We start from the raw sequence: 23,466 nt of genomic DNA, 5'->3' as shown, positions 1-23,466 counted from the left end.
TGCTGTTGAGTATGATGTAGTAACCTTATTTTGGCGATCTATTGCCAGTTTATATTGAATCGAATGTGCCAAGGATTTTGTGGATGAAACACAGTAAAAAAATAATTTTTGCATTACTAGCACTGGCTATAAGCAACACCAGTATTGCTGCGCCAATACCATTAGATCGCGTAGCGGTACAAGTTAATGACGGTATCATTCTTGAAAGTGAAATCAGCAACATGATTACCACAGTCAAAGCCAATGCCAAATCGGCTAATCAAACGTTGCCTTCTGATGACGCCTTGCGTACTCAGGTTATAGAACGCCTCATTTTAACCCATTTGCAAATGCAAACAGCTCAACGTATCGGTTTGCAAATTGGCGATTTACAATTAGACCAAACAATTGAAAATATTGCTAAAGAGCAGAAAATATCGGTTGCACAGATGCGCCAATCGATTGAGAGCGAAGGCACTAGCTTTAGTCAATATCGGGAACAGTTACGTCAAGAAGTCACCCTAGGTGAAATTCAGCGTATTCAAGTACAACGCCGAATTCAGGTGTCGCCACAAGAAATTACCGGCTTAGTGAAACTGATTCAGGAACAAGGCTTAAAAGATGTTGAGTTTCAAATTGGTCACATCCTGATTGAAGTACCAAGTAACCCAACCAGTGAACAACTTGAAAGTGCTAGTCGCCGTGCAGATATCGTGCTTAAACGCTTAAATGACGGTGATGATTTCCGTAGCACAGCTATTGCATCGTCTTCGGGTCCAAAAGCGCTAGAAGGCGGGATCTGGGACTTTATGAACATCAATGAAATGCCAACCTTATTTGCTGAAGTGGTTAGTACAGCTAAGAAAGGTGACATTATTGGTCCGATTAAATCAGGGTCAGGTTTTCATATTATCAAAGTAGTCGATACTCGTGGCTTACAAACTCAAGAAGTTGAAGAAGTAAAATCACGCCATATCCTATTAAAGCCCTCACCGATTTTATCGGAAGAGCGTGCTAAAGCGATGTTAGCCAACTTTTTAATTCAAGTGCGTGCCGGTGATGCTGATTTCGCTAAATTAGCCAGTCAGTACTCTGAAGATCCAGGTTCTGCAGCTAAAGGTGGTGAATTAGGCTGGGCAGACCCAAGCATGTATGTGCCAGAGTTTTCACAAACTCTAGCAAGCCTTGAAGAAGGTCAGTACAGTGAACCGTTCCGTTCAACGCATGGCTGGCATATAGTCCAACTTGAAGCTCGCCGTAAAACAGACGCAACAGAACAATTTAATAGCAACCGTGCTCATCAATTAATCTTCCGTCGTAAGTTTAATGAAGAGCTACAAACCTGGTTAGACGAAATGCGTTCAGAAGCATATATCGAAATCGTTGAGCCAGAAAGCAAACGAGGCTAAGCATAATTAATGACTAAACGTATTGCCATAACACCAGGCGAACCAGCAAGTATTGGTCCAGACTTAGTCATCAAACTCGCTCAACAGGCTTGGCCTGTTGAGTTAGTTGTTTGCGCCGATCCTGATTTGCTCATGACGCGAGCAAAAATGCTTGGATTACCCTTGCAACTTATGCCTTACCAATCATCACAACCACCAAAACCTCAAGCTGCAGGGACATTAACTATTGCGCCTTTTGCATTAGCTGAAGAAGCTAAATGTGGTGTGTTGAATGAAGCAAACAGTGCATATGTAGTAGAAACCTTGCGTTACGCCGGTGAGAGAAATATGTCGAATGAATTCGACGCCGTCGTCACTGGGCCAGTGCATAAAGGCATTATTAACCAAGCGGGTATTCCGTTTAGTGGTCATACCGAATTTTTTGCACTGCAAGCTAACTGTGCTGATGTTGTCATGATGCTTGCCGCTCCAGGCTTGCAAGTGGCATTGATGACGACTCACATTCCTTTAGCGTATGTCGCTAAAGCGATTACCCGTGATAGACTGCATCATATTATTACCATTTTACATCGCGAGTTAGTCAGTAAGTTTGGTTTAGGCTCACCTAAAATTTATGTGTGCGGACTCAATCCACATGCAGGAGAAGATGGCCATTTAGGCCGTGAAGAAATTGATACCATCATACCTGCGCTCAACGAGCTACGGGAACAGGGTATGGATATAGTTGGCCCCTTACCGGCCGATACGCTATTCCAACCTAAGTATCTCGAACAAGCTGACGTGGTATTAGCCATGTATCATGACCAAGGATTACCTGTGCTTAAATCATTAGGATTTGGCAAGTCGGTCAATATCACCTTAGGTTTACCTTATATCCGTACTTCAGTCGATCACGGCACCGCGCTAGAATTAGCCGGCAGTGGCCAAGCGGATAGCGGCAGTTTTACCTGTGCATTAAACAAAGCCATCGAATTGGCCTCAAAAAGTAAGTAACCCATTTTAATGAGTAATAAAGTACATTTAGGCCATACGGCCAGAAAGCGTTTTGGACAAAACTTCTTAACTGATCAAGGCGTGATTAGTAGCATAGTAGGGGCTATTGCGCCTGATAATAATCATGTGATGGTCGAAATTGGACCTGGCCTAGGTGCCTTAACTGAACCTGTTGCAGACATGATTGATAACCTCACGGTTGTTGAATTAGATCGCGACTTAGTTAAGCGCCTACAATATCATCCAACACTAAAAGACAAACTGACCATTCACCAAGGTGATGCATTGCAGTTTGATTTTAACCAATTGCAACAAGCTGGCAAAAAAATGAAAGTGTTCGGAAATCTTCCTTACAACATTTCAACGCCCTTGATGTTTCATTTGTTTGAGTTTGCTGAACAAATAGAAACAATGCATTTTATGTTGCAAAAAGAAGTCGTATTACGTTTATCGGCTAGCCCTGGTAACAAGGCATATGGCCGCTTAACGGTAATGGCACAATATTATTGCCAAGTGGTTCCTGTACTAGAAGTGCCGCCAACCAGCTTCACTCCTGCCCCTAAAGTGGATTCTGCAGTCGTCAGATTATTGCCTTATGCAGTCAAGCCTTGGCCATGTCAAAATGTTGATGTATTAAGGCACTTAGTGACAACCGCATTTAATATGCGCCGTAAGACATTACGTAATAATTTAAAAACATTATTGTCAGACGACGATTTTGCTACGTTACAAGTTGATGCTAGTTTGCGGCCCGAACAAATTAGCGTCGAGCAATACGTCACAATGGCTAATTTTCTGTGTGACAAAAAAGATTAAATATAAGGGCATGCGTATTGAGCATGCCCTTTTGCTTTAGGATCTAATATGAGCCAAGTTGAATCACCGATAAAAATTAAAGTCGATACCCAATATTTAGAACAACAATCTGATGTTGCCGATAATAAATACCTCTTTAGCTACACGATAACCATTATCAATCTGAGTGACAACAAAGTAACTCTAAAAGACCGTCATTGGATTATCACCGACGCTGACGGCGATAAAAATGAAGTCAAAGGCCCTGGTGTTGTGGGCGAAACGCCGACCATTGCTCCGAATACCGCATATCAATATACCAGTGGTACTGTAATGGAAACGCCAGTCGGTTTTATGCAAGGTTTTTATGGTATGGAAGATCATAAAGGAGAGCGCTTTTTAGTCGCAATCCCACCTTTTCGTCTAGCGGTTCCTGGGATATTTCAATAACTTATGGCTAACTATTTTGTTGGCGATATTCAAGGTTGTTATTCAGAATTACAACTACTGCTACAAAAAGTGGCTTTTAATCCGTCTAAAGACCAACTCTGGGCCGTAGGTGATCTTATTGCCAGAGGAACTGAGTCACTTGCAACCCTGCGTTTCTTCCAGTCTTTACAAGATTCTGCAAAAGTGGTGCTCGGTAATCACGATTTACATCTGCTGGCTTTGCACGGAAAATTAAAGCGACCTAATCCCAACGATCATCTTGACGAACTCCTCGATGCACCTGATATTGATAATTTGGTCACTTGGGTTCGTCAACAACCCTTGATTCGAACCCTACCCGAACACAATATCATCATGACGCATGCCGGTGTTCCCCCTCAATGGGACTTGACCATAGCTGAGCATGAAGCAAAACAAGTGAGCATAGCTTTACAGCAAGATGATTATTTAAGCGAATTAATTGGCAAAATGTATAGCGACGATACCGAACAATGGTCGCCAGCACTGGCTGGTATAGCTAGGCTACGTTACTGTATCAATGCCTTAACTCGAATGAGATTCTTGCACTTAGATGGAAGTCTTGATTTTAAGTGTAAATTACCGCCCAGCAAACAACACTCATCAGATTTACGCCCATGGTTTGAATTCCCATCGAAAATAGTGCCACAAAACACCTTAGTTTTCGGACATTGGGCAGCATTAATGGGGCAAACAAATAACCAGAAAATTCTGGCATTAGATACTGGTTGTTGCTGGGGAGAGCACCTCACATTATGGCATCTTGAAAAGAATGAAAATATTACCCAAAAAAGGTTAGTTTAACGTTAAACTAAAGTAGCATTTAGCCGATAACTAAATGTAGAATTTGTTACGCTTGCCTGAGAAACAATCACCCTCTAATAAATTCGATATGATGACATGCAACAGCACACACCAGAAAAATCAGGATCAAATAATAATAGCCGGAGTACTGTATGAAAATTAATGTAGCGACCAGAGTCATTGGCGGTTTTACCGTGGTGACGCTGTTATTGATAGTACTCGGTGGTGTAACCATGCTGAGTAATGACAGAATTAAAGATGGAGCGACGATTCTTAACACTATCAGTTTACCTGCGCTTGAAAGAACGAGCATTTTAAGTGAAAACTTAAGCTCGCAACAAATTGAAGCACTACTGGCTTATTACAGTACTCGTTCATCCCAAATTCCTGCCATAAAAAAACAGTTATCAGATTTAGATAACACCTTTAAACAAGACCTCAGTAGCTTAAACAACTTAGTCAGTAAACAGACGCAGCTTTCAGCCCCCTTAGCTGCATTAAATAAAAGCTATACTTTGTATGGTTCCAATGCCACAAAGATGCTTCTTGAACGTCTAAGTGCGCTTACTTTACAAGAACAGTTACTTAAGATGCGCAGTAATCTTGAAAACGCAGCGGATGACTCCTCATCGATTCTGTTAGATATTATCGATCTAGAAACTAGCGAGGACGAAACTGAACGTAGTTTAGCCGCAACCGCCAGTGTAATCGATAGTACATTCATCAATATCATTACCACAATTTATGATTTAGTGGCGACAACTGAACAAAGCAAATATGACTTAATCATTAAAGAACTCGATTACATGGTCAGCGAAGCATCGACCAAATTAGACTTTATCAACACTAAAGGTAACGGTGTTGTAAACAGTTCAACTTTAGAAGATTTAACTGCTGAAAGCGCAAAAGTATTTACTTTGCTAAAGGGTAATGACTCAATTATCGCTCTTAAACAGCAGCAATTAAGTCATGAGTTTGCCGCGGCTAAACAGCTTGTAGAAACTCAAAGTTCCGCCAAAGACGTCAACAAGAAGATGACTGTTTTGGCAAAATCAATCGATACTTTCGCAAGTGACATCAGTAATTCGGCGTTAGATATTATTGATTCCGCAGCAATTAAAACCCTAATAGTGGTATTAATGGCAATTGTCGTCGCTATTATCGTTAGTATTGCGGTTGTTAAACCACTGACTAATTCGTTAGAAAAAGTCAATAAAGCCCTTAATGTATTGGCATCAGGTGACTTAACTCATAAATTAGATGACACAGGTCACGATGAGTTTGCCGAATTGGCTAAAAACTGTAATCGCTTAGTCGACAGCCTACGCAGTCTTATTATTGGTATTGTCGATCGCTCGAACCAATTAGCGGCTGCAGCTGAAGAGACCTCTGCCATTACCTCGCAAACAACGATAGGTATTCAAGAACAAAAGAGCCAAGTCGATCAAGTTGCTGCTGCGACGACTGAGTTGAGCTCAAGTGCACAGCAAGTTTCAATGAGCGCAGATCAAGCACTCAATGAGATTAAGCAAGCTGACAATGAAACCCAGCACATGCGTACCCTTGCAGAAGAAAGCAAAAATACCATTATTGCCCTTGCAGAAGAAGTCGCCAGAGCCGGAGTTGTTATTAATAAGGTTCATTCAGACAGTGCATCGATTGGTTCTATCTTAGACGTAATCCGTGGGATTGCCGATCAAACCAACTTACTGGCGCTAAATGCCGCGATTGAAGCAGCAAGAGCGGGTGAACAAGGCCGAGGTTTTGCGGTTGTTGCTGATGAGGTTCGTAACTTAGCATCACGTACGCAACATTCAACCAGTGAAATTCAGCAAATGATTGAAGTTTTACAAGTCGGCACTCAGGAAGCGGTTGCCGTAATGGAGCAAAGTCGAGGTCAAGCCAACAGTTGCGTTGAAAAGAACGAGCAATCTAATATTGCCCTCGAAACTATCAGTAAGTCGGTTCACCGAGCCTATGATTCGGGTAATCATATTGCCCATGCTGCGCAAGAGCAAAATATCGTAAGCCAACAAGTTTCCGAAAAACTTGAACATATCGCATCGATTTCAGAAGAAACCTCAATCGGTGCCGATCAAACTGCACAATCAAGTCATCAAGTTGCAATGCTTGCAGAAGAGCTACAAGCCTCTGTACGCGAGTTTAAGGTCTAATTGATAACCATTATGCTCAAATTAATAAAAGGTCCCTCTGGGGCCTTTTTTATTGCTATCAATATCAAATGCAAGGTTAACCCTAATCGATGGTAGCGCTGGTTTATCACATTGATTAACCCACTATAGTCGGACATATAACAGTTAAAAATAACCGCAACTGAAGTTTAGGGATCGAATCAGTAAAGCTTAATAGCAATATTTGGCCTAACTCTTATCAAACTAATTCTCATACTCATACTCAATGTAGCCTATTGCAAATCAATGCAGCTGGCGAGACTGAGAAGAGTTAGATATATGTTTATATTCCCAACCAAGGTTAAATAGCACACTAAAATGGGCTTTAATCGAAATAAAATTCTTAAATTTGCTCATAAATTACCGACATAAAAAATGCCGATAATTACTTATCGGCATTTCTGGTTCGCTTTATGTTACTGCATACTCAGATGATTAATCATCTGACTCAGCACCACCACCAAGACGGTCTTTGATCGCTGTTGTTATTTCGCTTGCATCGTAACCATTGGCAGAAGCCCAATCTAAAATAGCTTTACCGTCAGCTTCTGGAGCAGCAAGATCTGATGATGGCATACGTTTAGCAATAAATTCACCCACATTACCCGCGTTCGACTTGTAGGCAGTACGCAATAAACTGCTGCCATCACAAGAAATACTGGAGTATACGTTACGTAATTTAACACGGCTCTCTTTCATTTTTTTACGTAAGCGGTTTTTATCATCTGATTTCACATAATCACAAATATTTGCAACTAATTGATCTGTATCGGCAATAGCAGGTACTGATACAAAAGATGATCCAATCAGGGCTGCGATAGCTACAGGCAATAGACGCATCTGACACTCCTTTATTTTTTTATAGTTATATAGCTATGTATAGAGATCATATTTTAGATCGCTGTCAAACTAATTCAGGGTTAAACACGCCTAATTTAACACTTTTTATGTAAAGTGTTAAAGCTATATTGCAATCCTTTGTCGTTTGTTGCATTTACTGAATTCTGTAATTGCCAAGATCCATCATCCCAATCAGGAAACAAGGTGTCACCATCAACATCAAGATCGATTAACGTAAGATATAAAATATCAGCTTTGGGTAATAATTGTTGGTAAAGCTGACCACCACCAATGACGACTATTTCGTCACAATCGCCAGCAGCGGCAACAGCATCATCAAAGCTTTGAACACAGGTCACGCCATCAATACTCAGCTGGCTGTTACGACTTATGACGATATTATGTCGACCGGGTAATGGCCGCCCAATTGATTCAAAGGTTTTACGACCCATTACCACAGGTTTAGACAAGGTCATCGCCTTAAAATGACGTAAATCTTCCGGTAAATGCCATGGCATTTTATTGTCTTTGCCGATAACTCTGTTGTTGGCCATTGCGGCAATCATTGCAATACGCATTGAAGCAGAATCCTTGTGGTTAGATAATCGATCTGGTGCGATAGTAGAGTAAGCTTGGTAACGCTAGCCCAACGGCAAGCGCACCTAAAATAAATACCGTTTTTAAGCCGTTTAAAATGACTTGTGCAGTGAGTTCAGGGCTGACTTGACTTTGGGCGGTCAGTTGAATCAGAGCAATCACGGTATTAAATGCATAAGTACCTGGCACCATAGGGATAATAGCTGCGACAGCATACATTAATGGTGGTGCTAAATGTTGCTTTGCAAACCGAATCGTCACGACGCCCACAATTGCAGCGGCTGCAAATGTCGCCCATTCTATCGGCATTGAAAATTGCATTAGTAAGGTTCGAGAACTGTGACCTATCGCACCAGCAAGGGCGCAATAGAGTAAATATCGTTTGGGAACGTTGAACACCATGGCAAAACCAATTGCGGGTATCGCGGAAAAAAAAGCGTCATGCAATAACAAACTAATCAGCTCAAGCATTAGAAAATCCCCCCCAATTGCATGGCGATGGTGATACCGATAACAGAAGCTAATGTTAATAACGTTGCATGACCCCAGCGAGAAATGCCTACGTTCATATGACCTTTAACCATATCTGAAATAGCATTAATCAGCGGAAATCCAGGCACCAGCATTAATACGCTTGCGGCCATTGCCACTTGGGGAGTATGGGTAATTGGCCACATATAACCGGCTTGGGCAACGACAGTAATAATGAATGCTGTAATCGAAAAGTTAACCAATAAATTGAAATGGCGCGATGCTAGAAAAAGCCGCACCATCATGCCAATCGACGAGGCAAAAAATGTGATTAAACATGCCATCATGTCGCCATCGAATAAATGACAGAAACTGGCACATGACAAACCAATCATAGGGACTACGGCGATTGCAGGATAAGTTTTAGGGGTAATATGAGCGAGGCGGCGGCGAACTTCATTGGCACCATAAATGCCTTTTTCTGCCAATATACAAATTCGCTGTAATTCACAAATCACCGTCATATTAATGCCATGAGCACGAATACGACGAGTGGTCGTGACACAGCGACCGTGTACTAAGCTGGTCAGTACTAATGCATTAGATGAAATTGATATCTCAATGCTAGCAAGACCGAGTGCTTTACCTAGGCGCTGGCTAATCTCTTCAACAAGATCAGACTCAGCACCATAAGCCAACAGTAGTTGCGCACAACGCACTACAAGGCGGGTAATTTCATTTTGGCTATCTTCGTACACGATATCCTCAAATGAGTCTATTAACGTTGATAGATCACTTCTACATCATAATCGTCATCATCAAAATCATCGTCAAAATCATCATTATAATCTTCATTAACGACTTCATCTTCTGCGCTATGGTAATTATCCCATTTAAATTCAACATCAGCATCTGGCGTTATTTCTTCGACAATAGCCGGTAAACTTCTGATGTAGTCGAGCATCTTAATGCTTAACTCTTCAGTTCCGGTTCGATTGTAAGCAGACATAGTATAAACATCTCCTTGCCAATCTAGCTCTTTAACGATGCGATCGATTTTACCTTGTAACTCTTCGTCAAGCAGCAAATCGGTTTTATTGAAGACTAACCAACGCGGTTTTGCCGCAAGCTTTGGAGAGTACTTCTCAAGTTCACCAACAATAGCGCGAGCTGAATAGACAGGGTCAACACCATCGATAGGTTCGATATCAATAATGTGTAATAACATGCGACAACGTTCAAGATGCTTTAAGAAACGAATACCTAAACCAGCACCTTCTGCAGCGCCTTCAATCAAACCAGGAATATCGGCAATAACAAAGCTTTGACCTGGACGCGGATTCACCACACCAAGGTTTGGTACTAAAGTTGTGAACGGATAATCAGCCACTTTAGGCGTTGCACGTGAAACCGAGCGTATGAAAGTCGATTTACCAGCATTTGGCATACCGAGCAAACCTACATCAGCAAGCAATAAAAGTTCAAGCTTGATTGAACGAACTTCACCTGGAGTGCCTAAGGTCTTTTGACGAGGAGCACGGTTAGTACTGCTCTTAAAACGAGTGTTACCTAGACCGTGGAAACCACCTTTAGCAACGAGAAGCTTTTGTCCATGCGAAGTAAGATCGCCAAGTGACTCTTCTGTTTCTTGGTCAATAGCACGAGTACCTACAGGTACTTGAAGAACTAAATCACTGCCGCCATGACCGGTACAATCACGACCACGACCATTGGTTCCGCGCTCAGCCATATGAAAACGAGTAAAACGGTAATCAATTAGCGTATTAAGGTTTTCATTAGCTTGTAGGTATACACTACCGCCATCACCACCGTCACCGCCGTCAGGGCCACCATCTGGGACATACTTTTCGCGTCTAAAACTCACGCAACCGCTTCCGCCGTCACCTGCTTCTACGCGAATATTCGCTTCATCAACAAACTTCATACTGACTCCTGACGCCACTTAATCTGTAATTATAAACCCAAATAACTGAGTTTTGCAGGAAAGCGCTGAAGATAGCATTCATCACGATATCGCCTACTGCATATAAACAAAATCATCAAACTATCCTATAACAGTTTAATGATATAAAAAACACAAAAGCCCCACCATAGGCAGGGCTTTCGAGATCTAGCTTAGAAAGAATTAAGCTTCGATGCTAATAAACTTACGATTATTAGGACCTTTAACTTGAAACTTTACTTTACCGTCTGTTAATGCAAACAAAGTATGGTCACGACCAATACCTACGTTTACACCAGCGTGGAACTTAGTACCACGTTGACGAACGATAATGTTACCAGCTAGAACTGATTCACCGCCAAAGCGTTTAACACCAAGACGTTTACTTTCTGAATCGCGGCCGTTACGAGTAGAACCGCCAGCTTTTTTATGTGCCATGAGTTAGACTCCTAAATTATGCGCTAATCGCAGTGATTTTAACTTCGGTGAACCATTGACGATGGCCCATCTTCTTGTCGTGATGCTTACGACGACGGAACTTGATAATAGTTACCTTGTCGCCGCGACCGTGGCCAACTACTTCAGCTACGACTTTACCGCCAGCAACTAAAGGAGCACCAACATGCACTGTTTCACCATCAGCGATCAATAAAACTTGATCGAATTCTATGGTTTCACCAGTAGCAACTTCTAATTTTTCTAAACGAACTGTATGACCTTCAGCAACACGGTGTTGCTTTCCGCCACTTTGAAAAACAGCATACATGGCTATTTTACTCCAAATGACTAACACACTAACTCATATTATTGACGAGACTAGGTGCTAAAAAACTTTTAATGACAATGGGCGCGGATTCTACGCGAAGAATTATCATCCGGCAAGTGCTAATTCACTATCAAATAAAAAAGACCCTATTACTGCACACTATTCATTAATAGCTAATGTGCCTTCTTTAAAATTTAGTTAACATATATGAGTTAATCTATGCCTAAATTTTATAGGTAAATTGGCAATAATCCAGCAAACTATCGCGAAATCAGGATAATGTAAGCGCAATTGTGTAAATACATACTTTGAAAAATAGCACTAATATCCTGTAAGATATGCGCTCTAATTCGATATGACTAATTAAGGGTGCAAAGCCTGTCGCCCAACAACCAGAGACTATTATGGATTTAAACGCCATTCGTCAACTGGCTGACACTGATATGCAAGCAGTCAATCAGCTGATATATAAACAACTTGAATCTGATGTAGCCCTAATTAATCAATTAGGCTTTTACATAATCAATGGCGGTGGTAAACGTTTACGTCCGTTATTATCTGTATTGGCCGCCCGAGCTGTTGGCTATAAAGGCGAACATCATTTAAAACTCGCTGCGATTATCGAATTTATTCATACTGCGTCTTTATTGCATGACGATGTTGTTGATGAGTCAACACTGCGTCGCGGCCGTGAAACTGCCAATGCGTTATTCGGTAATAGTGCAAGCGTGCTGGTTGGCGACTTTTTATATACTCGCTCATTTCAAATGATGACCGAGCTTGACAGCATGAAAGTGCTTAAAGTCTTAGCCCATACGACTAATGTACTTGCTGAAGGCGAAGTATTACAGTTAATGAATTGTAATGATCCCGATACGACCGAAGCAAACTATATGCGGGTTATCTACTGTAAAACCGCTAAATTATTTGAAGCGGCAACTCAATTAGCCGGCGTATTAGCAAATGTCAGCCCGGAACAAGAACAGGCATTAGCCAATTACGGCAAATACCTAGGTACGGCGTTTCAGTTAACCGATGATTTACTTGATTACACGGCTAACTCAGACGAACTCGGCAAAAACATCGGTGATGACCTCGCCGAAGGTAAACCGACGTTACCGCTGATATACGCTATGGAAAATGGGTCTGATACTGCTAAAAAGCTGATTAGAGACGCGATTGAACAAAGCGACGGTACTAAAGCTATTGATGAGATATTAGTGGCATTGGGTGAGTCTGGTGCATTAGTTTACACCCAAGAAAAGGCGCAAGCTGAAGCACAAAAAGCCATTGATGCTCTCGGGGTTTTTCCTGATAATGACTACAAACAGGCATTAATTTCATTGGCTCACTTATCGGTTAATCGCAGTAGTTAGCAATCATCAAGAGCTCAACAATTACCATAAACAGTGGTTTTCTGATGACAAGATTTTATGACTAACGGTATTGAGAAAGGTGTGAATATCAATTCACACCTTTTTTGTTATCACACTTGCCAACTTATCGGTTTATTACCCTGGTTAATTAATAATTGATTGATACTTGAAAAATGATGACAACCAAAAAAGCCCCGGTAAGCAGATAAGGGCGATGGATGTGGGCCGTTCATTACATGATGATGAGGTGCGGTAATCAATCGACCTTTTTTAATCGCGTGATTGCCCCAACACACAAATATGATTGGTGATGCTTGTTGATCTAAGCACTTCAGCACACTATCGGTAAATGTCTCCCAGCCTGCTTTAGCATGTGAATGAGCTAACCCCTGCTCTACTGTCAACACAGTATTGAGTAACAACACCCCTTGCTTAGCCCAAGCGCTTAAATCACCATGTTCTGGGATCACAAAGCCATCAATGTCATTGGTTAACTCTTTATAGATATTAGCCAATGAAGGCGGTGGTTTTATGCCCTTCTTAACCGAAAAAGACAGCCCGTGAGCTTGATTTGGGCCATGATAAGGGTCTTGCCCTAGTATCACGACTTTAACCGCTGATAAGGGCGTTAAATTAAAAGCAGCAAACACTTCATCATCCGGTGGATAAATAACCTTATTAGCGGCCCTTTGTGAGGCAATAAAGTGCATCAAATCTTGATAATATGGCTGTGATTGTTGTTGTTCAAACAAGGTTTGCCAATGGGAAGTCATCTAATGTATTCCTTCAAAAAATTAGCGATAAATTAGTGAACAGCTCAGTCTTTAGTTTACTATCAACAGATTAATCACTTTTATGCCTAATATGATGCCATTACATAATAACAAAAACACCCCTAAAAATGGTTTTACCCTTATTGAACTCGTCGTTGTTATCATCATACTTGGGATTATCGCAATGATTGCCTTACCAAAATTTGTTGATATCGGCAGAGATGCTAAAATCGCTACAGTAAAAGTCACTGGTGGGGCATTTTCGTCAGCAATAACCCTAGCGCACATGAAATGGGCAGCCATGGGGTATTCTGGCCCGGCAGATAATTTAGCGATTTTCAGTCAAGCTGGAACCGATGGCCAACTTGATATCAACCAATGGGGTTATCCGGCACAGAATTACCCACCTTACGAGGCTTCGCCAAGACTGGATAATAATAATGACTGTCTCTCAGTCTGGCCTACGTTATTACAAGATGGCCCAAGTGTTTCAATTAGTGCAGATAAGGATATATCGGATTATAGAGCTGAATATATCAATCCAGATCAGTGCCGTTATTACTACAATTTACTACCACTGGTATCCATATACTATGATTCGCGTAACGGCGAGGTCTTGATAGATTCAAATCCTGATAGCTAATTTTTTACCTGAAATTTTCAAATAAAGACGTTACACTCATTGGAAAATTAACTCACCAACAAAGTGGATATGATGTCTGAAGCCAAAACAGAATTAACAATGTATCAAATAGCTGACCAATTTATTGCCTTAGCCAATCAACTTAGCCAACAAGAAAATGATATTGGCAAAGTCGGTACCGCAATGAGATTTGCCTCTGCTCGTTTTAATGCGTTTGAAGCATCGATTAAATCAGCTAATCTTGCTGCGGAAAAAGATCATGCACTCGCTTGGTTTTCTGATGAATTTAAAGCAATGTTAAAAGAGAATTTAGAAGATCACATCGCTAATCCTCCTATTGCTGCAGAGCAACAAGAGCCAGAAAGCGATGACAGCGTGCAAATGTTTAAAGGCGTTTAACCAACATATGACGCGTTATAACAATAATGCCTAACAGATTATTGCTAGGCATTATTGTTCATAACTGACTCATTTTGCACCGTCAGCAATACGGTTCATCCTAGCCGATATCATGATGACTATTTAGTCGCAAAATTCAGATATTACAGCAGAGTATAAATCACCCTCATTGCGAGTAAAATTAACACCACACCTGAAAGCCTATCAATTAATTTGGCCTGATTTCGTAACTTAGGCAACACGGCAGAATGAGACAACAAAAACGCAATAATGGTGTACCATAATCCATCAACGATTAATGGCGTAAACACAATTAAACCTTGGCCAATAGCAGTCTGAGCTGCTAATACAAATTGACTAAATAAAGCCAAAAAGAACAGGAGTATTTTGGGATTAAATAATGAAATAGCCATACCATCTCTTGCTGCAATCCACAGACTTGTGGGTTGACCCGCCGCCAATTTTTGCTGCATTCCGCCTTTAGACCTAAGTGCTTGCATCCCCATCCAAGCTAAGTAAATCGCTCCAGTTACCGCGATGGTATTAAAAATAACCGGCGATGCTTTTAATATTGCTGCCAAACCCAATAGAGTTACCAGAGCATAGACACCAATACCGATTGAATGTGCCCAAGCACAGACTATACCGTGTAATCGTCCACCACCAAGGGTATGCCGAACCACCATAGCTAAACTGGGGCCTGGGGACATAGCCCCCAAACAACATATCGCCAATAATCCCAGCCAAGTACTTAACGTCATAACACTCCTTTACTTGTAGTCACCTAATTTGTGCAAAATGCATTTTAACAACCAGTTAAGCATGTGCTGCTAGTGTAGCGCCGCTGATAAGGATGGGTATGATAACGTATTTACAGGGGAAACCTATGGCGACATTAATGATGATATTACTCTTGGTTATTTTTAGTGCCGTGGTGTTACTCATCAGGGCTAAAATTAAAGGTAAATCGATTCCGCCCCTGATTATTGTCATGCTCATTTTTATGGGGATCTGTTTTGCTGGTGTGCTCGCTTTTATTAATAAAGGTGAAAACTATCAAGCTTACCAAATGCTTCGTTGGCAGCCGCTACAGCCCGAAAAAATTGCCTCTTATGTTGCACAGGGCAATATTGTGTTTGTTGATATCACAGCAGATTGGTGTGTGCCCTGCCAGACCAATAAAGCCAATGTGCTTCACCGTGAACAAGTCGTAAACCAATTAAACCAAGAGCATATTATCCTCATGCAAGGTAACTGGACCCATGCCGATGCGGTCATAGAGCAATACATGGGGCAACAGGCTGTTGCTGGTACGCCGTTTAATAAAGTGTATGGCCCTAGCTACCCAAAAGGGATTGAGTTGCCTAAAGCGCTCATTATCGATGACCTTTATCAAGCGTTATCTCTAGTCGCCCAGTAAATTATCATCCTTGTGATACTTGAAATAAAAAAGACTGCCGAAGCAGTCTTTTTCGTTATTGTGCCATTAACAACAATGGCAGTTAACTTATATTAGAAGCGATAGTTAACACGGCCGTAATAGAAGCCACCGTTGTAATCGAATGGACCACTTTCGTAGTACACTCCACCTAACTCACCTAATGTGCCATCTTTTAACTTCTGCGCTTCTTGATCGAAGATGTTATTAGCACCTACAGATACCGTTAAGTTATCAAGTACCGCATAACTCACTTCAAGATCGATAGTCACTGCAGCATCAGCAACCTCAGAACCCCAATCAGAAGTATCATCAGCATGTGTTGCGTAATATTCACCAAAATAGTTAGCACGCACAGACATGCTTAAATCATCCCAGCTTTGGCCCCACGTTAGAGTGGCACGATGTGCTGGAATACCATCTTCTAAACGACGAACTTTACCTGCATCAGTTGTTTCTGGATCATACTTATCAACACTAGTATCAGTCCAACCATAGGCTAAGCTAAACTTGGCATCGCCAGAAAGCATTTCAGTAGTATACGAACCGACAATATCAACACCTTGAGTGGTGGTATCAAAGTCATTGGTATAGAAGGTTACCGCTGAAATCAGTTCAGGGAATTCAACACCAGCAGCTCTTAATGCATCATAATCACTTGCTTTAACCGAAATTTGGCTTGACTGAGCAATACGACCGGTGACTTCAATGTTGTAGTAATCAACTGTTAAGAACAAGTTTTCATATTGATACACCAAACCAGCTGCATAGCTAACAGACTCTTCAGGCTTAAGCACTTCACCGCCATAGAAAGCCGCTAATGGATTTGTTGGTGGCGCAATAAAGGTCTGAATCAAATCACCATTAACAATCGATGTTTGTGTATTGACTACGTTTTCTTGACCGACTGTAGGTGCACGGAAACCGGTGCTGTGTGAAGCACGGAACGATAATTCATCCGTTGCAACATACTGCGCGGTTAACTTGTAGTTTAATGTGTCACCAAAAGTAGAGAAATCTTCGTAACGAAGTGCGACACCTAGTAAGAAGTCTTCGGTTAAATACGCTTCAACGTCAGTATAAATACCAATGTTGCTACGGTCGTTTTTACCAGCTGATTCTGGACCAAAACCTTTAAATCCATGTGAGCCGATGTTGAAACCCTGGTCTGCGTAAGGGCCAGCAATCCAAGAGGCTTCATCACCTTGACCAATTTCAAATGACTCTTTACGCCATTCAGCACCCGCAGCAAAACTAATATCTTCAATGCCACCTAAAGTCACAAAACGCGAGAAATCAAGGTTTACCGTTGTTTCAACTTGCTCGTAAGAGCCGGTGTCAAAGTCTGTTGGTGTATCTAAACCCAACGATGGATTAAGAGAGTTTTTTAAACCAAAGCTGGCTTTGTTACTGCCTGTACCTGCACTGGCATCGTACATCCATTCACCTAACTCGCCTTTAACACCAGCAAAGAAAGACATGTCTTCAATTTTACCGGTAAATTGTGGCGTATAACCACCTGGGCGAATTTGGTTCATCGCAAAACAATTTGGATCGGCGACCATAGCTTGATACTCAGGGGTATCAAGCACGTTAGGAACATTAGCTGGCACAACCGCACAAGTTGATTGATCGCCATTAACAGCACCTACGAGTAATGTTTCACCACCATCGTTGGAATACACGTTACCGCGGTTATGTGGGTTACGATAGTAGAAACCACCTGTTGCTTCACGTGAAGATACGTTACCAAAAGCATACAAATGAGTGTCATCATTAATATCAAAACCTGAGTTTATGAAAACAGTATAGTCATCATTAATCTCTGGATTACCCCATGTTTGTGCAGGGTCTTGAATTGAAGTGTTGCCAGCGGCGGCAATCGCAGCGGCATCTGGACGCTGTACACTGCGACTAGTCGCATCAGCGGTTTTATATTGCGCACTGATGTTAACAAAGCCATCATCAGTTAACGGTAAACCAATGTTACCATCAATAGTAGTTGCTGCGCCGTCACCTTCGTAGTATTCACCTTGACTGACGGTGATAGAGCCACCTTCAGAGGCGTCTTTTAATACAAAGTTCATAACGCCCGCAATCGCATCAGAACCATACTGAGCTGCAGCACCATCGCGTAATACTTCAACTTGCTTTAATGCTACACCTGGAATTACTGAAATATCTGGACCTTGAGCACCATCGTTAATGCCACCACCTTGGAAAGCAATAACTGACGCACGGTGACGGCGTTTGCCGTTAACCAAAATAAGCGTACTGTCAGACGGTAAACCACGTAAGTTAACCGGACGAACTAGCGTTGCTGCGTCACTAATAGGTTGCGCACGAGAGTTAAAAGAAGGCACAGATGTCACTAACATGTCGATCATGTCAGTTGATCCATTTTTCTTTAAATCATCACTGCTGATGATGTCAATTGGAACCGGTGAATCACCAATTGAACGCGGTGCAGCACGTGAACCAACTACTGCGATTTTTTCAACATTTTCTTTGTTTACAGCTTCTTCATCTTCAGCAAAAGCTTGAGAGCTAATTACCGTTCCGGCAAGTGCAAATGAAATGGCTAAGCTTAAAGAGCTAATACCAAATTTAGATTTTTTTGATTGCATCATCATTATTATGTTCTCAACTGCTTATTATTGTTGTTTGTCGACTATGTCTTTTACAAAAGTAGCTAAAAAACACGTCACACTATCGAAATAATCCCTATCCCGACTACATTTCTATAACAATTGAATTACAATTGCTAACACTTTTTGGGATAAATAAGCACTTGCTAAAGATTAACCAACACAATAACGGTCTAAGCTTTTGATTTTTAGTGACATACATCACAAAACGAATTATTTTCAATAAGTAAATATTTTAAACATAATCACTACAAACCTTAAGTGTAATTATAATTTTACACTTTAAGCTGCATTTTTATCCTAGAAGTTTTTAGAGGATTACCCGAAATGAACAAGCTAATTTCAAATCAATATCAGTGAGGCTTTGCCAATTGATATTGACCCGTGTAGGTTAGTCAACATAATCTAAACGGACGTTTGATTTCTATAATAATAACTCAAACATAAAAGGAGATAGCATGCCTTATGATGCTGATTCAACACTCGACCTAGATCAATACTCATCCATTGTTGATTTAATCGAAACAGCGTGTGAAAAGTTCGCTGGCAATACTGCGTATGCTTGTCTTGGTAAAAGCACCACCTTTAGTGAAATAGAACGTGATTCACGCTATTTTGCCAGCTACTTACAGCATTGCACCTCATTGCAAGCGGGTGACAGAGTCGCAATCCAACTGCCTAATATTACTCAGTTTGTCATTGCGGCGTATGGGGTTATTCGCGCGGGGATGGTGCTCGTGAATACAAATCCTATGTACACAGAACGTGAACTAATTCATCAATTTAATGACTCAGGGGCTAAAGCCTTAATTGTATTATCTGATCTATTACCAACATTAACTAAGGTTATCGATAACACCGCTATCGAGTTAGTTATTTCAACGCATGCAATGGACCTTATTCAGCCACAAGGCCAGCCAGAAACACCATTTAGTAAAGTAGAATTTATGGCCGTGCTTGCTGAAGGTGCCAAACATCCATATAACCCAATAAAGCCCAACCATGATGACTTAATTGCGCTGCAATACACTGGTGGCACAACCGGTTTGTCCAAAGGTGCTATGCTCAATCATGGCAACCTTTTAGCCAACTCAGGCCAAGTGAAATCGCGAATTGCCAGCACCATGAACGAAGGGCATGATGTATTTGTCGCGCCATTACCGATTTATCATATCTATGCTTTTATGGTTAATTTAGTCCTGTATTTTGAATCAGGTGGTTGCTCAGTATTAATCCCTAATCCTCGCGACATTGCAGGGTTGATCAATACTATGAAAGCTTATCCCTTTACTGGGTTTGCAGGCTTAAACACATTATTTGTCGGTTTATGTCATCAACCCGAATTTAAAGCCTTAGATTTCAGTAGAATAAAAATAACCATTTCAGGTGGTACCGCCTTAACCAGCGCCGCGGCTAATTTGTGGCAACAAACTACTGGTTGTATGATTTCAGAAGGCTATGGTTTGTCTGAAACATCACCAGTCGTCAGCCTTAATGCACCTGGTCATCAGCGTCTTGGTACTATTGGCAAACCCGTTTTGGGCACTGAAGTGCGAGTGCTTGATATGGATGACAATGAAGTGGCTATCGGTCAAGCAGGAGAACTTGCTGTTCGCGGACCTCAGGTGATGCAAGGGTATTGGCATAAAGCCGAAGAAACCGCTAACGTCATGACTAAAGATGGCTTTTTCAAAACCGGCGATATTGGTATTGCCAGTGTTGATGGTTATCACACCATTGTCGATCGTAAAAAAGACATGATTATTGTCTCGGGCTTTAACGTCTATCCTAATGAAGTTGAAGACGTACTTGCAAGCCATGAGCTAGTGCTAGAGTGTGCGGTCGTCGGGGTGGAAGATGAACGTTCTGGCGAAGCGGTAAAAGCAGTGATTGTATTAAAACAGCCGCCAACGGATATTGAGGCAGTAAAACAGACAATTAATGATTATTGTCGAAGCCAACTCACGGCTTATAAAGTCCCACGTATTATTGAATTTACCGAACAACTGCCAAAAAGCACAGTAGGTAAAGTTTTACGTCGTGAATTACGCAAGTCAGCTTGATTAGCAATCGGTGGTTTGGAACATTCTCCCTAAGGTGAATGCTTGTCGATAATACCGCGTCCCGTTCATCAATAAACAAGATGCTAAGGCATATAGTTTATTGATGAACGATTAACATACCGAATTAGCCAATCAATTCTGAGCTGATTAAATTGCGGGCTCATCGTTATCCATTAATAACTGTAAGCTAGCAAACTCACGATATAATTCGTTACTGGTCATCAATTCGCTATGGGTTCCGCTGGCAACTAATTGCCCCTTATCGATGACAAAAATCCGATCGGCATTAATCACTGTCGCTAAACGATGGGCAATAATCACTGTGGTACGTTGAGCCATTAGAGAATCAAGCGCCTGCTTAACTTTTATCTCGCTCACAGCATCTAACGCACTAGTGGCCTCATCAAGTAACAGTAATGGCCTATCGGCTAAAATCGCTCTAGCAATCGCTATCCGCTGCTTTTGACCACCAGATAAGCGCACACCACGTTCACCTAAATAAGTTGCATAGCCTTGGGTAAACTCGCTAATAAACTCGTCGGCTTTAGCCGCAATACAAGCCTGCTTAACTTCTTCATCACTGGCATCTAAGCGACCATATCGCACGTTATCGAGTACGTTCATAGCAAAAATCACCGACTCTTGCGGTACCAGTGCATATTGTTGGCGTAAATCAGCCAATGATAGCGTCGAAATATCAATACCATCTAATAAAATTCGCCCTTGTTTGGGCTGATAAAAGCGCATCATCAATTCGAATAAGGTACTTTTCCCTGCACCACTTGGACCCACTAATGCCACCCGCTCACCAGGAGCAATCGTCAACGACAGCTGGCGGATCACGTCTTGCCCATGATCCGATGGATAAGCAAAGCTCACATTATCAAAACTGAGCAAACCATTAACAGGCAGCACCAATTGCGCTGGTACAGCTTGCTGAGGTATGTCTATTGGGGTGTTAACTAATTCCACTAACCGTTCAGCCGCCCCAGAAGCCCGCTGAATTTCACTGAAGACTTCACTAATAGTCGCTACAGCACCTGCGACCATCACAGCGTAAAACATAAACGCAGACAACTCCCCGCCAGTGATGCTGCCAGACATAACGTCTTTGGCGCCAATCCAAGTCACAAAGGCAATGGCGGCAATACTTAAGAACATCACGGTTGATATAAGTAGTGCACGATACTTGATACGGCCTTTCGCCACATCCATTACCGCCTCAACACGGTCGGAAAAAAGTTGACGGTCTTTAGCTTCATGGGTATACGCTTGAACGGTATGAATCTCATGTAACGTTTCATCGATATAAGCACCTAGATCGCCTACTCTATCTTGGCTTTTACGTGACAAAGCCCTTACTTTTCGTCCAAAAAAGCTCACAGGGCCTAGTACCAAGGGAACCGCTAATAAAACTAATGCGGTCAATTTAACACTGGTAAACGCCATCATAACAATGCCACCAATCACAGTGACACTTGAACGTAATGCCATTGATAAACTCGACCCAACAACGCTTTGTAATAAAGTACTGTCTGCGGTAAATCGTGAAATCACCTCACCAGTTCGCTGGGTGGCAAAAAAAGCTGGCGATAACGCGATTAAATGACTGTAAACCTGTAATCGAATATCAGCACTAACCCGCTCGCCGAGCCATGTCATAAGATAGAATCGGCAAAAAACCGCTGTGCCGCTGACCGCTGTTATCGCAATAATAAACAACATAATCTCATTTAGACGCCCTGCGTTATCGGCAACAAAGCCCTCATCCACCATCAGTCGCACACCTTGCCCAAGCGATAGCCATGCTAGCGATCCAATAAACAAAAAGATTATTGCTGCCACTACCTTCAAACGATAAGGCGATAGAAACTGTAAAATCCAAGGCAGAACAGGATGCGGTGGAGAAGATTTAGTAGGAGAAATTGCCGCGGTTGCAGTAGTCGTTGAATTCGTCACAGTATTAACCAGCATAAATAACTAAGATATTCTGATAGTACCAACAAAACATTGTAGATGCTTTAACTACAAGCACCCAAAACACCTGATTATTGTTCAGCAAAAATAATGCTAAGCGGGTACTGAACCTTGTTGGTTGAAATTTGTTAGTTAACATTCGTTCGGCACGAACAACTTAATGGTTTATTTAGGGATACGACATAAGCCATTACCCTAAAACAAACTAATTTGATGAAAATGCAAGCCGTGTAGCCGCCCACTTGGGCTGCGTTTGTGGCTTCTTGCTGCAGTATTAAAATCCTTATGCATATAAAATATTGCCACATACTGCGCCAATATTGTTATTTCAAGCTCCCCGCCCTGCTTTTGACTAACAATAATATGAGGAAAAATATAATGAAGAATAGCTTAAGCGCGTCAAGCGGTTTTACATTAATAGAATTGGTTGTCGTGATCATTATTTTGGCCATATTAGCTGTTGTGGCTACAAGTAAATTTATTGATTTACGTACTGATGCAATCGTGTCGACTATGGATGGCATGGAAACAGCAATGCAGTCAGCGGCAACGTTAACCAATTCCAAAGCCGCTATTGCCGGCGTAGAAAGACTTGCGTCAACGACACTTAATGTTGATGGTGTTGATATTAAGCTGGCGTATGGTTACCCAGATGGAAGTGCTGAGGGGATTGATCTATTAATAAACCTACCACAAGGTGATTGGAACAAACGCCCCAGCGTGTTTGCTGGAGCCTGGATATATTGGCATGGTGTTATTGTTGAAGATGCTGGCACCGCAGCATGTTATTTACGTTACCGTCAGGCAACTTCAACTAGTGTTCGTCCCATTATAAATGTTCAAACTAGCGGCTGTTAATCGTCAAATATCAT

At 41.7% G+C, this 23,466-nt stretch carries 23 protein-coding genes; 12 read left to right on the top strand and 11 right to left on the bottom strand.

The window, feature by feature from the left end; genetic code table 11:
• Window positions 1–83: 83 nt before the first annotated feature.
• From surA to H5123_RS16695, 6 genes are all read left to right on the top strand, one after another.
• A complete protein-coding gene (gene surA, locus H5123_RS16720) occupies window positions 84–1,388 on the top strand; it encodes a peptidylprolyl isomerase SurA (RefSeq protein WP_124017864.1) in 1,305 nt (434 codons plus the stop codon).
• A gap of 9 nt (window positions 1,389–1,397) precedes the next feature.
• Complete coding sequence (gene pdxA, locus H5123_RS16715; protein ID WP_124017863.1) at window positions 1,398–2,381, top strand: 4-hydroxythreonine-4-phosphate dehydrogenase PdxA; 984 nt, start codon at window positions 1,398–1,400, stop codon at window positions 2,379–2,381.
• Window positions 2,382–2,390: 9 nt separating this feature from the next.
• Window positions 2,391–3,197 carry a 16S rRNA (adenine(1518)-N(6)/adenine(1519)-N(6))-dimethyltransferase RsmA gene (gene rsmA / locus H5123_RS16710; RefSeq protein WP_124017862.1) on the top strand — a complete coding sequence of 269 codons (807 nt, stop codon included), beginning with the start codon at window positions 2,391–2,393 and terminating at the stop codon, window positions 3,195–3,197.
• A gap of 48 nt (window positions 3,198–3,245) precedes the next feature.
• Window positions 3,246–3,626: a Co2+/Mg2+ efflux protein ApaG gene (gene apaG / locus H5123_RS16705; protein ID WP_124017861.1), complete on the top strand. Its 381-nt coding sequence runs from the start codon at window positions 3,246–3,248 to the stop codon at window positions 3,624–3,626.
• 3 nt (window positions 3,627–3,629) lie between these two features.
• Window positions 3,630–4,448: a symmetrical bis(5'-nucleosyl)-tetraphosphatase gene (locus H5123_RS16700; RefSeq protein WP_182698689.1), complete on the top strand. Its 819-nt coding sequence runs from the start codon at window positions 3,630–3,632 to the stop codon at window positions 4,446–4,448.
• Between the two features lie 152 nt (window positions 4,449–4,600).
• Entirely contained in the window at window positions 4,601–6,622 is a 2,022-nt protein-coding gene (locus tag H5123_RS16695; RefSeq protein WP_124017859.1) for a methyl-accepting chemotaxis protein, read from the top strand.
• A gap of 453 nt (window positions 6,623–7,075) precedes the next feature.
• Here the strand turns inward: H5123_RS16695 and H5123_RS16690 are convergent, their stop codons facing one another.
• From H5123_RS16690 to rplU, 7 genes are all read right to left on the bottom strand, one after another.
• Window positions 7,076–7,480 carry a DUF3718 domain-containing protein gene (locus H5123_RS16690; protein WP_124017858.1) on the bottom strand — a complete coding sequence of 135 codons (405 nt, stop codon included), beginning with the start codon at window positions 7,478–7,480 and terminating at the stop codon, window positions 7,076–7,078.
• Between the two features lie 95 nt (window positions 7,481–7,575).
• Window positions 7,576–8,058, bottom strand: a complete 483-nt coding sequence (folA, locus tag H5123_RS16685; RefSeq protein WP_124017857.1) for a type 3 dihydrofolate reductase — start codon at window positions 8,056–8,058, stop codon at window positions 7,576–7,578.
• A 19-nt stretch (window positions 8,059–8,077) separates the two neighbouring features.
• Window positions 8,078–8,548 (bottom strand): threonine/serine exporter family protein, encoded by a 471-nt coding sequence (locus H5123_RS16680; RefSeq protein WP_124017856.1) that lies wholly within the window; start codon window positions 8,546–8,548, stop codon window positions 8,078–8,080.
• Window positions 8,548–9,306 (bottom strand): threonine/serine exporter family protein, encoded by a 759-nt coding sequence (locus tag H5123_RS16675; protein ID WP_124017855.1) that lies wholly within the window; start codon window positions 9,304–9,306, stop codon window positions 8,548–8,550. The genes H5123_RS16680 and H5123_RS16675 overlap by 1 nt, the downstream gene beginning before the upstream one ends.
• Before the next feature lie 20 nt (window positions 9,307–9,326).
• Window positions 9,327–10,493: an Obg family GTPase CgtA gene (cgtA, locus tag H5123_RS16670; RefSeq protein ID WP_124017854.1), complete on the bottom strand. Its 1,167-nt coding sequence runs from the start codon at window positions 10,491–10,493 to the stop codon at window positions 9,327–9,329.
• A 201-nt stretch (window positions 10,494–10,694) separates the two neighbouring features.
• Window positions 10,695–10,949, bottom strand: coding sequence for a 50S ribosomal protein L27 (rpmA, locus tag H5123_RS16665; RefSeq protein ID WP_011638531.1), 255 nt, complete (start codon window positions 10,947–10,949; stop codon window positions 10,695–10,697).
• A 16-nt stretch (window positions 10,950–10,965) separates the two neighbouring features.
• Window positions 10,966–11,277 carry a 50S ribosomal protein L21 gene (gene rplU / locus H5123_RS16660; RefSeq protein WP_124017917.1) on the bottom strand — a complete coding sequence of 104 codons (312 nt, stop codon included), beginning with the start codon at window positions 11,275–11,277 and terminating at the stop codon, window positions 10,966–10,968.
• 404 nt (window positions 11,278–11,681) lie between these two features.
• Between rplU and ispB the strand changes: the two genes are divergently transcribed.
• A complete protein-coding gene (gene ispB, locus H5123_RS16655; protein WP_182698688.1) occupies window positions 11,682–12,653 on the top strand; it encodes an octaprenyl diphosphate synthase in 972 nt (323 codons plus the stop codon).
• A 110-nt stretch (window positions 12,654–12,763) separates the two neighbouring features.
• Here the strand turns inward: ispB and ung are convergent, their stop codons facing one another.
• Window positions 12,764–13,426 (bottom strand): uracil-DNA glycosylase, encoded by a 663-nt coding sequence (gene ung, locus H5123_RS16650; protein WP_182698687.1) that lies wholly within the window; start codon window positions 13,424–13,426, stop codon window positions 12,764–12,766.
• 91 nt (window positions 13,427–13,517) lie between these two features.
• Between ung and H5123_RS16645 the strand changes: the two genes are divergently transcribed.
• On the top strand, window positions 13,518–14,069 hold the full coding sequence (locus H5123_RS16645; RefSeq protein ID WP_207891330.1) for a prepilin-type N-terminal cleavage/methylation domain-containing protein: 552 nt from the start codon (window positions 13,518–13,520) through the stop codon (window positions 14,067–14,069).
• Between the two features lie 72 nt (window positions 14,070–14,141).
• Window positions 14,142–14,468 (top strand): DUF3144 domain-containing protein, encoded by a 327-nt coding sequence (locus H5123_RS16640; RefSeq protein WP_124017850.1) that lies wholly within the window; start codon window positions 14,142–14,144, stop codon window positions 14,466–14,468.
• Window positions 14,469–14,611: 143 nt separating this feature from the next.
• Here the strand turns inward: H5123_RS16640 and H5123_RS16635 are convergent, their stop codons facing one another.
• Complete coding sequence (locus tag H5123_RS16635) at window positions 14,612–15,229, bottom strand: LysE family translocator (RefSeq protein ID WP_124017849.1); 618 nt, start codon at window positions 15,227–15,229, stop codon at window positions 14,612–14,614.
• A gap of 98 nt (window positions 15,230–15,327) precedes the next feature.
• Here H5123_RS16635 and H5123_RS16630 point away from each other — a divergent pair, with 98 nt between their 5' ends.
• On the top strand, window positions 15,328–15,888 hold the full coding sequence (locus H5123_RS16630) for a thioredoxin family protein (protein WP_404948323.1): 561 nt from the start codon (window positions 15,328–15,330) through the stop codon (window positions 15,886–15,888).
• Between the two features lie 92 nt (window positions 15,889–15,980).
• Here the strand turns inward: H5123_RS16630 and H5123_RS16625 are convergent, their stop codons facing one another.
• Entirely contained in the window at window positions 15,981–18,536 is a 2,556-nt protein-coding gene (locus H5123_RS16625) for a TonB-dependent siderophore receptor (protein ID WP_182698698.1), read from the bottom strand.
• A 476-nt stretch (window positions 18,537–19,012) separates the two neighbouring features.
• Between H5123_RS16625 and H5123_RS16620 the strand changes: the two genes are divergently transcribed.
• Window positions 19,013–20,617, top strand: coding sequence for an AMP-binding protein (locus H5123_RS16620; protein ID WP_182698686.1), 1,605 nt, complete (start codon window positions 19,013–19,015; stop codon window positions 20,615–20,617).
• A gap of 147 nt (window positions 20,618–20,764) precedes the next feature.
• Here the strand turns inward: H5123_RS16620 and H5123_RS16615 are convergent, their stop codons facing one another.
• Window positions 20,765–22,591: an ABC transporter transmembrane domain-containing protein gene (locus H5123_RS16615; protein WP_182698685.1), complete on the bottom strand. Its 1,827-nt coding sequence runs from the start codon at window positions 22,589–22,591 to the stop codon at window positions 20,765–20,767.
• A gap of 381 nt (window positions 22,592–22,972) precedes the next feature.
• Here H5123_RS16615 and H5123_RS16610 point away from each other — a divergent pair, with 381 nt between their 5' ends.
• Window positions 22,973–23,452, top strand: a complete 480-nt coding sequence (locus tag H5123_RS16610) for a type II secretion system protein (RefSeq protein WP_182698684.1) — start codon at window positions 22,973–22,975, stop codon at window positions 23,450–23,452.
• Window positions 23,453–23,466: the final 14 nt, after the last annotated feature.

This window comes from Shewanella sp. SR43-4 (assembly GCF_014163845.1).
Lineage (GTDB): Bacteria > Pseudomonadota > Gammaproteobacteria > Enterobacterales > Shewanellaceae > Shewanella > Shewanella vesiculosa.
Note: the sequence above shows the minus strand (reverse complement) of the source record. Positions and strands in the feature narration are given on the sequence as shown.

Coding starts and splice junctions, on each gene's coding strand:
- H5123_RS16680 (WP_124017856.1), bottom strand. CDS start 8,548: ATGCTTGAGCTGATTAGTTTGTTATTGCATGACGCTTTTTTTTCCGCG.
- H5123_RS16700 (WP_182698689.1), top strand. CDS start 3,630: ATGGCTAACTATTTTGTTGGCGATATTCAAGGTTGTTATTCAGAATTA.
- H5123_RS16610 (WP_182698684.1), top strand. CDS start 22,973: ATGAAGAATAGCTTAAGCGCGTCAAGCGGTTTTACATTAATAGAATTG.
- rplU (WP_124017917.1), bottom strand. CDS start 11,277: ATGTATGCTGTTTTTCAAAGTGGCGGAAAGCAACACCGTGTTGCTGAA.
- cgtA (WP_124017854.1), bottom strand. CDS start 10,493: ATGAAGTTTGTTGATGAAGCGAATATTCGCGTAGAAGCAGGTGACGGC.
- H5123_RS16615 (WP_182698685.1), bottom strand. CDS start 22,591: ATGCTGGTTAATACTGTGACGAATTCAACGACTACTGCAACCGCGGCA.
- H5123_RS16690 (WP_124017858.1), bottom strand. CDS start 7,480: ATGCGTCTATTGCCTGTAGCTATCGCAGCCCTGATTGGATCATCTTTT.
- ispB (WP_182698688.1), top strand. CDS start 11,682: ATGGATTTAAACGCCATTCGTCAACTGGCTGACACTGATATGCAAGCA.
- folA (WP_124017857.1), bottom strand. CDS start 8,058: ATGCGTATTGCAATGATTGCCGCAATGGCCAACAACAGAGTTATCGGC.
- rpmA (WP_011638531.1), bottom strand. CDS start 10,949: ATGGCACATAAAAAAGCTGGCGGTTCTACTCGTAACGGCCGCGATTCA.
- H5123_RS16640 (WP_124017850.1), top strand. CDS start 14,142: ATGTCTGAAGCCAAAACAGAATTAACAATGTATCAAATAGCTGACCAA.
- H5123_RS16625 (WP_182698698.1), bottom strand. CDS start 18,536: ATGATGCAATCAAAAAAATCTAAATTTGGTATTAGCTCTTTAAGCTTA.
- surA (WP_124017864.1), top strand. CDS start 84: ATGAAACACAGTAAAAAAATAATTTTTGCATTACTAGCACTGGCTATA.
- pdxA (WP_124017863.1), top strand. CDS start 1,398: ATGACTAAACGTATTGCCATAACACCAGGCGAACCAGCAAGTATTGGT.
- ung (WP_182698687.1), bottom strand. CDS start 13,426: ATGACTTCCCATTGGCAAACCTTGTTTGAACAACAACAATCACAGCCA.
- H5123_RS16645 (WP_207891330.1), top strand. CDS start 13,518: ATGATGCCATTACATAATAACAAAAACACCCCTAAAAATGGTTTTACC.
- rsmA (WP_124017862.1), top strand. CDS start 2,391: ATGAGTAATAAAGTACATTTAGGCCATACGGCCAGAAAGCGTTTTGGA.
- apaG (WP_124017861.1), top strand. CDS start 3,246: ATGAGCCAAGTTGAATCACCGATAAAAATTAAAGTCGATACCCAATAT.
- H5123_RS16695 (WP_124017859.1), top strand. CDS start 4,601: ATGAAAATTAATGTAGCGACCAGAGTCATTGGCGGTTTTACCGTGGTG.
- H5123_RS16630 (WP_404948323.1), top strand. CDS start 15,328: ATGATAACGTATTTACAGGGGAAACCTATGGCGACATTAATGATGATA.
- H5123_RS16635 (WP_124017849.1), bottom strand. CDS start 15,229: ATGACGTTAAGTACTTGGCTGGGATTATTGGCGATATGTTGTTTGGGG.
- H5123_RS16620 (WP_182698686.1), top strand. CDS start 19,013: ATGCCTTATGATGCTGATTCAACACTCGACCTAGATCAATACTCATCC.